At 47.2% G+C, this 9,887-nt stretch carries 9 protein-coding genes and 1 pseudogene; 3 read left to right on the top strand and 7 right to left on the bottom strand.

Annotated features, from left to right (window positions below; genetic code table 11):
* Positions 1-774 precede the first annotated feature (774 nt).
* Positions 775-918, top strand: a pseudogene (locus tag J4G07_20370) (tetratricopeptide repeat protein).
* A gap of 120 nt (positions 919-1,038) precedes the next feature.
* Entirely contained in the window at positions 1,039-1,554 is a 516-nt protein-coding gene (locus J4G07_20365; protein ID MCE2416344.1) for a tetratricopeptide repeat protein, read from the top strand.
* Positions 1,555-1,989: 435 nt separating this feature from the next.
* Here the strand turns inward: J4G07_20365 and J4G07_20360 are convergent, their stop codons facing one another.
* From J4G07_20360 to J4G07_20330, 7 genes are all read right to left on the bottom strand, one after another.
* Positions 1,990-2,748, bottom strand: coding sequence for a hypothetical protein (locus tag J4G07_20360; protein MCE2416343.1), 759 nt, complete (start codon positions 2,746-2,748; stop codon positions 1,990-1,992).
* A gap of 140 nt (positions 2,749-2,888) precedes the next feature.
* Entirely contained in the window at positions 2,889-4,304 is a 1,416-nt protein-coding gene (locus J4G07_20355) for an ABC transporter permease subunit (protein MCE2416342.1), read from the bottom strand.
* A gap of 62 nt (positions 4,305-4,366) precedes the next feature.
* On the bottom strand, positions 4,367-4,528 hold the full coding sequence (locus J4G07_20350; protein MCE2416341.1) for a hypothetical protein: 162 nt from the start codon (positions 4,526-4,528) through the stop codon (positions 4,367-4,369).
* A gap of 100 nt (positions 4,529-4,628) precedes the next feature.
* Entirely contained in the window at positions 4,629-5,039 is a 411-nt protein-coding gene (locus tag J4G07_20345) for a hypothetical protein (protein MCE2416340.1), read from the bottom strand.
* Positions 5,040-5,160: 121 nt separating this feature from the next.
* Positions 5,161-5,943, bottom strand: a complete 783-nt coding sequence (locus tag J4G07_20340) for an SDR family oxidoreductase (protein ID MCE2416339.1) — start codon at positions 5,941-5,943, stop codon at positions 5,161-5,163.
* Positions 5,944-6,105: 162 nt separating this feature from the next.
* Positions 6,106-7,785: an NAD(P)H-hydrate dehydratase gene (locus J4G07_20335; protein MCE2416338.1), complete on the bottom strand. Its 1,680-nt coding sequence runs from the start codon at positions 7,783-7,785 to the stop codon at positions 6,106-6,108.
* Between the two features lie 15 nt (positions 7,786-7,800).
* Entirely contained in the window at positions 7,801-8,196 is a 396-nt protein-coding gene (locus tag J4G07_20330) for a hypothetical protein (GenBank protein ID MCE2416337.1), read from the bottom strand.
* Positions 8,197-8,354: 158 nt separating this feature from the next.
* On the opposite strand from J4G07_20330, the gene J4G07_20325 reads away from it, so the two are divergent.
* A complete protein-coding gene (locus J4G07_20325) occupies positions 8,355-9,332 on the top strand; it encodes an Ldh family oxidoreductase (protein MCE2416336.1) in 978 nt (325 codons plus the stop codon).
* Positions 9,333-9,887 lie beyond the last annotated feature (555 nt).

The following is a 9,887-nucleotide window of genomic DNA, read 5'->3' as shown; positions in this document are numbered from 1 at the left end:
ATGAATTGCGCCACTTACATGTGGAAATCTCATAGCCTTTCAAAATCTCTGAAATGCGAATTTATTTTTCAGATTTGGTATTACTACAGAAGATAACCGATTTTTTGACGAATTATGCACTTTTTTGCAAGAAAAGTATTTTTTTGTAAAAAAGTGTATCTTTTTGTAATTTTAATTTTGACAAAAACTTTAAATAGTATAAAATTAATAATGGGGTAAAAGGTTGAAACGCGAGTTTTCTATGCAATTACGCGAGGAATTCACGATGTGCCGAGCGATGACACCGATTCTCAAAACCCTCCTAAAAAAGGGCTTTCATACCGTGAGTGTCCTTCTTTTGTGCTGCCTGATATTTGTAGGCTGCTCTGGGTATGGACTGAAAGCCATTCCGATCCCTGCGTTGGGGGCGAAAGCGACGCTTCGGAGGGCAGACACCGCATTTGAAGCAGGCGAAGTTCTCAGAGCGGGTGCTGCGGTGAGAAGAACCGATGATCATTCGGGGCAACAATTGGCATCCTACGAGAAAGCCAAATCTCTGTATTTGCGGGTTATCGAAAGTGACCCGAAAAGTAGCATTGCAAAGCGGGCGCATTACCAGGTGGCGAAAATCTATGAACGCTTCTACGCCTGGGATCTGGCGATGGAACACTACCAAAACATTCTCGATGTCGCCCCTACCGGCGATTACGTGTATGAAGCCGAAAATGGCATGGCGCGGATCCGCACCGCTCGTGCCGTCATTCTCAGAAAGAGCAGAAGGGGACAAAAACCGCTGCGGCTGCCCTGTATGCGATCGCCGGTGCGTATAAAGATTTACAGGATTATTCGCAAGCCATTGGTTATTATGAAGCCGTCGTCAAAGCATTTCCTGAACACCCTGAAGCACCACAAGCCGCCTTCGAGTTGGGGCGCGTTTATTCCTACAAGCTTTATAACTATCCCGCGGGAACGTCCGTCTTTCTTGATGTCATTGAGAAGTTCCCGGATACTGAGGCAGCCGCTGAAGCCCGAACGCACTTGGCGCAGATTCGGGAAAACTTGAGAGAAATCAAAAAACTGACCGCCGAAAACGTCAAGCATTTTAGGGATCGCAAGGAATGGGAAAAAACACGGCGGCGACAGCGTTCTATTTTTTCACGCGATCACTTTGTTTCACGCGATCAATTCATTTCTAATATCTATAGAATTGCTGCGGCGTGGGAGAAACTTCACAACGACCCCCTGGCGATTGATACATACAAGACCTTGATAAGAGAGTACCCATCGGTAAAATTTTCCGTCAGGTATGTAGAATTCCGAATCGGAGTTCTCTACCAGCAACAGGGTGCCTACAGGCATGCTATAGAAGTCTATGATCGCCTCTTGGAAAATCCACTGCAGAGTCGATTCGAGGATGAAGCCGAGTATCAACGGGCGGTCTGTTACCATACTCTCGGCGAAAAAAAGGCGGCTTATGAAGGCTTCAAAGCCTATATACACATGAGGAAAGGGGAGAGATCTTACCTCCGTCAAGCAGAAGTCTTTCTTCGCCAGTATGAACAAGACACGGATTAAAATCCCGCATTCCAAAACGTAAGGATACCCCTGTCACGGTGATCGTCCATCTGCCGCGGGGCTTGCGGAAAACAGTTTCGTTTTTAGAATAAATTAATTGACATTTTTTGTGTTTGTGATTTACTATTTCCATCTACAGATTGAGAGAATGCAACTTCGGGCTTCCCGCCCGTTGTTCTCAATCGCTCTTTGCACTCGGTGTGTAGATGTGGAAAATCACAGATACTACAGAAAACACATTTGATCAGTGCCCGGATTACTAAATTAAGGTTGGAGTTCCGTGAATAATTCCATTACGCCTCATCCCAAGATAACTTAGCAGCGCGTCCCCTAATCCGTTAGCGAACACGCTTAGAACACGCTTAATAGTGTCGGTTTGAGGAAAATTTAGAAACTTCCAACTCGGGTTATGAGGTTAACAAAACTATCTTTCCTCTATAGCGGTGGATATGGAGACCTCTTTCGCATATTCCGATTTGGTTGCTGAGATGGCGATGTCGGTTTTTGGAAACGTTCTAAAGTCTCTTGTGCACGCTTGAGTTGTTTCCTTGCCTCCTCAAGTTGTTTGACGTATTCAAACTGTTGTGAATGGGATTGTTCCTTAGCACGCTCAACTTTTTTCTTCACGCGTCCAATCCGTTTCTTGGTGTCTTCAACTTTTTTCTTGAGGCGTTCAATTTGTTTAGCTACCAACTTATCGATATAAGCGACTTTATAAGCTGCCTGATCATCCGTTAAAGGCATGCCAAGAAATCCGATTTTTTGTAAATCCGGATTGTCCTCCAAAAATGCCAAAGTATGCCGCTTTGATAAGTAGACTCTATAATCGTTGAAGTTTTCTATAGTGATACCTCTCTGCAAAAGCATCTGAAGCCACTCTACTCGTGAATGTCTCGCATCTATTTCACCGCTGATTGCAAGTTCGCTACTGTAAACAACACCATCCTCACAGAGTGCTATCACCCTCGCTTTTGAATACCTTTGGTTGTACGCCGTATCAAAGGCGTTCATCAATCCCTTCACGGTTCGCGGTCCTGTATATTCTTCAGGAGTAGTATCTGGTGCTGGGCCCCTGGCTTCTATCGATTCTATGAAGGAATTAACGGTTTGCGAGTTTGCTTGGAACCCAAAAAGGGTGGCGAATCCCAGAGTTATTAAAAGTGTGAGCATTTTCACAACATTTTTACGTGTCATTTCATTGCATCTCCTTCATTTGTCTACATATTTTCGGGCTTGACTATAATGCTTTTCCTTATTATACACTCTCTGCCCAGAAAAGTTGCAAAAAACAGTACAACTCAGGAATTCCACGACGTGCATTACAGTCTGCTGTATCAAATGTCCAATCTGAAGAATTTCAGGAATGCCACGGTGGTCAACATGACTGCGAAGAAACAGAGCAGGAGCACGTCCACGGCTGATTGGCGGAAGGTCTCTTCTAAGGTTATTATTTCCAAAGGTGGTGGCTGTGTAATTTTAACAATATCAGTTGCTGGGTTCCACATTCTTGCGGAGGCATGATCTACAATTTTACTGAAAAGATCCCTATGGAGTTCATTATAGTAACGCTCACCTGCTTGAAAGTAATTGTGCCTGTGTTGCTTCCCTGTCTGTGTCAGGTTCGTGGCGAGATAGATGAGCGAAGATGTTGGCGTGATGCGTGAAAGTGTTTCCCCTACCTGTTCTTGTCGTTCTATTTCACGTTTGTAATCCCGATCAAGTTTGTTAGCATGATCTTGAAATTTCTGTCGGTATTCTTCTTCAAAGGGTTTCATGCGTTCATCAATTTCGTTCGCAACCTCCCCAGCTATTATTCTCATCCCGCGCTCATCCGCGGGTGTTTCCATGACAATTTTCTTTTTTTGCTCTGACAGTTCCGCATCAAAATTGTCTCGCATGGCAGTTTTTTCCATATAGACGCTCTGCGAAGTTCGTGTTGGGGCGATAACCTTTGCTGCGAGAAAACCGACACGTGGTGTAATTAGCACGGCAAACACCCAAACAGTGAAAGCGATGATAAGGGCTGTTTTGGCACTATCCAAGTAAGTAGAGATCACCGTCCCTATTGCAAAAAACACCCCGATGTAGAGGAGCGAGATAGCCGTCAGACCGAGGACTCGTGGAGAAATGTCTGATTCACCCAGAGGAAAGCCTTGCCAGACAAGCAGAAGTAAGCCGAATAGGAACGACACCAGAAATGGAACAACGAATACAAGGTATCCACCGATCAACTTACTCCACAAGAGGAGATCACGCGGCAGGGAATTGGCTAAGGTAATCCGAATCGTGCCTGCCTCTCGCTCTCCGGCAACGGCATCAAATGTGAATAACAATGCCAGCAGACTGAAGACGGTACCTACCACGAATAGAAAATCGAGATGTCCTAACAGCTGAGAAAGAGGTGCTGAAAACGTAGCGGGGGGTCCCTGTGTAATTCCGTTGCGCGTCATCCCAAGGTAGCTGGGGAGTGAGTCCCCTAATCCTTTTGCGAAGATACTCAAAGGTGTCGGTTTAAGAATAAGTTTGGAGACTTCAATCTCAGGTTCCAGCGGCCTCTTCGGGTTCATCGTCTTCTCTTCAATGTTCGCAAGTTTAACCGCTTCTTGATAGTCCACTAAGTTTTGGCGATAACTTTGATAATTGATAGAGAGTGTGAGTGGGATAAGTAAGACACACATCAAAAGGAGCGCGACAAACCGAACACTGAGAACATGATGCATCATCTCTTTCTGAATGAGCGTTAGAAGCATATTTTTACCTCTAATCCTGGTTTGGGCAATTAAGACCGACATTACCGCGTTAAATTCTTAATCTACGTTGAGAGGTTCTCTGGATCGAAGTCTATAAACACATCTTTGACGACCAGAGTGACTGAAGTCAGGCTCAATAAGATAGCAATCAGAAGCGTTAGGGTTGTATGTAATAGGAGGGATCTGGGGGTGTGCGTCTTTAATCTTAGGGTTGTGTTTAGCATATGCAAAATCTCCTATTCATCGGGATATTGTGAAGGTAAATTTCTGCATTTGCTTGTTTGCACACTCCCTCTCCAGAAAAGTTCCTGAGAAATTATGGTGTCACATGCCTAAAAGTTCAGTCTTATATTCCTCAACAATTGCCTCTAAAATAGACTCAGGAATATCTTCTAACTGTGAGGCTAATTCCTCTTCAACGTTAACCATCAGACTATGGTCAAATGTTTCGCGTTCGGCAGAGGGATCGAAGTATTCACCGTGTGCTTCCAGCAAAACCGCCAAGCGTGCGGGGGTCAACCCCTCAGAGATACCGTGTAGACTCCATGCTGTCCCTCGGTAGCCTTTCTCATAATCGGTACCGAGGTATTTCTGTAGAATTTCTTCTCTTTCGGTGCCTTGTGCCCCGCTGTTTTCAAGTGCTTCCGATGCCGCGATCGCACGCGGATCCAGTTCCACTTGAAAGGCTGTTGATGCGTCTGCCGCTGGGACGGGATAAATTCTATAAATCTCCATGTTGTTCTCCATAAGTTGAAAATTTTGTATATAGCAAGTTTTGGAAACCTGCGAGTTACGCCAAAAAGGGCGGTCCCAGGGAATGGGAGCCGCCCTTTTCTATACGTTTAGAAAAGGTCTACTATACGACTGCCGAGAGTCCACCATCAATGTTGATAGCGGTTCCAGTAATAAACGAGGCACACTCCGATACAAGGAAGGCAACCAGATTACCCACCTCACTCGGTTCACCTAAACGTCCAAGCGGGTGTTCTGCACCGCGTTCCTCCCAATATTCCTCAAGCGTTCCCGGTGAACCTGCGGCTTGCCACGCGCGTTCGCCTTGGGCACTCTTAATCGAGGTCAGACAAACTGTGTTAACCAAGATTTTGTGAGGTAAAAGTTCTTTAGAGAGTGCCTTTGTCAAAGCGATGCCTGCTGCTCGGCTTACTGAGGTCGGGCAGGAGCCTGCACTGGGCTGTTTGCCTCCTGGATGCGTGATGTTGATAATCCTGCCGCTGCCCTTGTTTTTCATGTGTGGGATTACCAGTCTTGCACAGCGGATAGCACCCATTAACTTAAGGTCGAGGTCATCGTACCACGCTTCGTCGCTCATGGTTTCAAAGTCACCACCTGCTGAACGGCCCGCGTTATTGATTAAAATATCGATCTTTCCGAAGTGGCTTGCGGTCTGTGCAATAAAATTCTCTAATGTCTCCGGTTCCGTTACATCTGCTGGGATTGCAAGGACTTCACCGCAGGTTTGTGAGCGAATTTCCTCGGCGGTGTCTGCTAAAACATCTTCACGTCTCCCACAAATAGAGACTTTCGCGCCCTCTTCACACAAACGGAGCGCGATACCTTTACCGATCCCCTCACTACCACCAGTAATAACAGCAACTTTTCCAGTTAATCCGAGTTCCATATTTTTAACCTATTGAATCTGGTCCGTGCCTCCGTTGTCGGCACGGGTATAAAATTGGTGAAAATCCTGTTTTAGGTTATAAATGTTTTTTTAAGACTCTGAATCTATCTTGACAACGGAAAGGTAGTTCAGAAGTGATCGTTAAAAAACCCGACACGAAAACTATTGTATTAGCGAAAAAATTGCCTCCGGGACCGCCTTTAGCACGTCGCTTGCGATGAGACCATGCATCCCTGATGTCTCAGCGGTGATGTCTCCCGCTAAGCCGTGTAGATAGACCCCAAGTGCAGCTGCACTTTCGCTTGATATGCCTTGTGCCATTAACCCCGCGATGATGCCTGTCAGCACATCGCCCATACCCCCTGTTGCCATGCCCGGATTACCCGTTGAATTTACCCATAGGTTGCCGTTTGGGGTGCCGGTGACGGTGGGTACCCCTTTAAATACAAGTGTTACGCCGTGTTCACTTGCAAATTGTTGAGCAGTGCTAATCCTGTCTGTCTCTAATGTAGGGATAGAGGTCTTTGTTAACCGTGCCATCTCGCCGGGATGCGGTGTGAGCACCGTCTCACTGTTGAGTAATGAGAGGGCTTCTCTATCTTGCGAGAGAGCATTCAACCCATCCGCGTCGATAACCATCCGTAAGCCGAGTCCTTGTTCCCGGTTCTTGCGTATCAGGTCGTGGACGAGTGACACTGTTTCGGGGTGTTGGGAAAGCCCTGGACCCATGGCAAGTATTGATTTCGTTTTTTCTGCAAATTCGAGGATAGCTGAAGTTGCGGATACTGCCAAGCTTCCGGTATCCGTTTCTGGTAACGGTAGGGTCATCACCTCAGGTAATAGACCCTCTAAAATTGGGTTGAGGTGTTTCGGTGTTGCGAGTGTCGCCAACCCCGCCCCCGCGCGCAAAGCCGCTTCGCTTGCGAGTGCGGCGGCTCCAGTCATACCTGTCGAGCCGGCAACGACAAGAACGCGCCCATAACTCCCTTTGTGAGAGGATAACGGACGCGGTGGCATCCATTGTGCCGCTTGTGTTGCTGATGTCCAATTGACGTTGATGTCTTGTGCGTCTACAACCTGTTCTGGAAAACCGATGTCAACGACTTCCAGTTTCCCGGCAAGTTCGGCACCCGGATGCATCAGCAGTCCTCTTTTGGGTAAACCTATCGTTACCGTTCGATCCGCTCGAACACAAGTACCTAATGGATGTCCCGTGTCAGCATCTAAACCGGAGGGTAGGTCAACGGAAAGGGTGGGTGTGGGAAGCCTATTGATAGCGTTAATTACGGCGGCGATTGGGGCACGCACGGTTCCACGCAGCCCTGTGCCGAAGATCGCATCTACAAAGAGTTCACAGTTAGCTATCCAATCCTTCCACACTTCCGCACTTCCACGCTTCCATCCTTCCTTTTCATCCAGGACTTTCTCAATGGGTAGCCCCAAATTTTCCGCAATTTGGAGATTGGTCTGTGCCTCGCCGATGAAATTATCTGATGGGGAAACGAGGAAGAGATGCACATCGCGCCCTACGTGGGCAAGTTGGCGGGCGATAACGATTCCATCGCCGCCATTGTTGCCCTTGCCAGCAAAAATGCCAATCCGTTGGCATGTTGGGTAGTGTCGTTCGATTGCGCGGACGATGGCACTCCCAGCGGTTTCCATAAGAACGATGCCGGGAATGCCAATACCTTCAATAGTATCCTGATCGATCTGGCGCATTTCCGTCGCAGTCACGACTTTCATGTTTTCTGTCCTTGCGCCAAGCGAGAAATAACGGAATTGGTTCAACCGCGGTTTTAGCATAAGTTCCGCAAGCCTCCGTTGTTGGCTTGCTGCTTGCATTCTTCATCCAATATTCTACTGCAGTTTTTCAGCGAGCCCTAACAGGTGTGCTTCCATTTGCGGGATTGCCTGTTCTAAGGTGTGCTGCTCTATTTGTATTTCTTGAACCCTTTCATCTTGGTGGGTTTGGAGACAGAAATTCAAATTTGTGCGGAGATCGAACAGGCTCTGCTGAATGTGGTCTTGGAAAGAGCCGTCTGGGTACATCCACCGTCTACCGCGTGTCTGTCGTAAATTGAAGTGGCAATGTCCATTATCACCACCGAAGCAGTCGAAACGCATGATTTCATCGTCATAAACAAATAACGAAGCCGCGGGACCGCGTCCACCAGCATCGTCACGCCAGTATGACTCTAACCGAACGTTGTCTTGAATTGGATATTCAACCAGGTCGTGTTTTTCGTTCGCCATCTGTAGTCCCTCCTTGGGTGTTTTGCGTGGTTGAAAGAACCACACCTACAGTACGAGTTAAAAAGTGACTTGAATTTGAACCAGATTTGCGCTAAAGTATAGCAAACCCAAAAATAGAAGTCAATAAGCAATTTATATTATAAGGATGGAGCGACAACGTGCATATTTCCATTGCTGATGCGCGGCAGCTCGCGGAAACTTTTTTGGCAAAGAGTGGTGTGCCACCAGCGGATGCCGACATTATTGCAGATGTCCTGTTGGAAGCGGAACTCCGCGGGCGAAAGACACACGGCTTTATCCGATTAACCGGAATTAAAAGCCGCTATGAACAGGGTGAACGGACTGACATCCGGATTGACGAGGAGAACGGACCGTGCATGCGGATTGATGGCGGAAATCAACCCGGTTACCTCGTCGCTTATCGCGCAATGGAACTCGCCATTGAACGCGCAAAAAAGAGCGGTGCAAGCATTGTCGGTGTTTACAATACATCGCATTGTGGTATGGCAGGATACTATGTTGATATGGCGCGAAAGGCGGATGTCATAGGACTGCTTTTTGGTGACTGTCTGCCCCGAATTACGCCTGAAGGCGGAACCGAAGCCATTTTAGGTACCAATCCCATTGCTGTTGGAATCCCATCCAACACAGTCCCACTCCTATTTGATATGTCTACCGCTGCGATTACCAATGGCGATCTGCTCGTCGCTATGCAGGAGGGCACCCCAATTGCTGAAGGGATTGCCTTTAATCCGGAGGGTGAACCAACCACAGATGCTAATGCAGCGTTGAAGGGGAGTGTTCGTCCATTTGGTGGATATAAAGGGTTTGGGCTTGCACTCATCACACAAATCCTTGCGGGGGCATTGGTCAACGCCGCTACAATCCCGCCACCCGGTAAAAACTACGGCTTACTCATTGTTGCGATAGACCCAACAAGTTTTGTTCCATTGATACAGTTCAAGACGGAAGTCGATACCCTCATTGCGCGCGTCAAAGAGAATCGACGAGAAGCAGAAGTTTCGGAAATCCTTATTCCAGGCGAACGCGCGTATCGTCAGAGGGAAATACACCTCGCGAACGGTATCCATTTAGAGGACACACTCGTAAATCAATTAAACGTGAGTTTGACATAAGCGTATCGTTGGGAACCTACCTCATTCTCACAGGGTAGCAGTGGATTGTCGGGTTTCGCTGTGTTATTTTTTTGAGTGTGTCCTGAAAAAGGAGATGTCTGTGGGTAAACTGAAGGCTTCTGGGGTTTCATCGCTCTACCTGGCGGAAACACCCAAGCAAAAACACCTACGGGTCTCTTTCAATTTTTATTATTAAACTCACGTAATTAACCTAATAGTGTGTCACATCTAAACTGATAGGTGTACTCGACCGATTTTGTCGGGTTTCACTCCGTTCTACCCGCAGGAAATACCCAATCAAAAACACTTACAAAAAGTCAAAATAACGTTGACAAACTACTAAACGCATCGGTAGGAACGATCTCGCGATCGCGATGAAAGGAAGATTTATATGGCAACTTATAAAGCAGGAATTATCGGTTGTGGCGGACGTGGTCGCTCGCATGCCCGCGGGTATCATGCCTCCCCAGATGTGGACATCGTCGCCTGTTCTGATCCGGTTGAAGATGCCCGAAACGCCTTCGCTGAGGCGTTTAAGGTGCCTAACACCTACGA

It is taken from the genome of Candidatus Poribacteria bacterium (genome assembly GCA_021295715.1).
Classification (GTDB): domain Bacteria; phylum Poribacteria; class WGA-4E; order WGA-4E; family WGA-3G; genus WGA-3G.
Note: the sequence above shows the minus strand (reverse complement) of the source record. Positions and strands in the feature narration are given on the sequence as shown.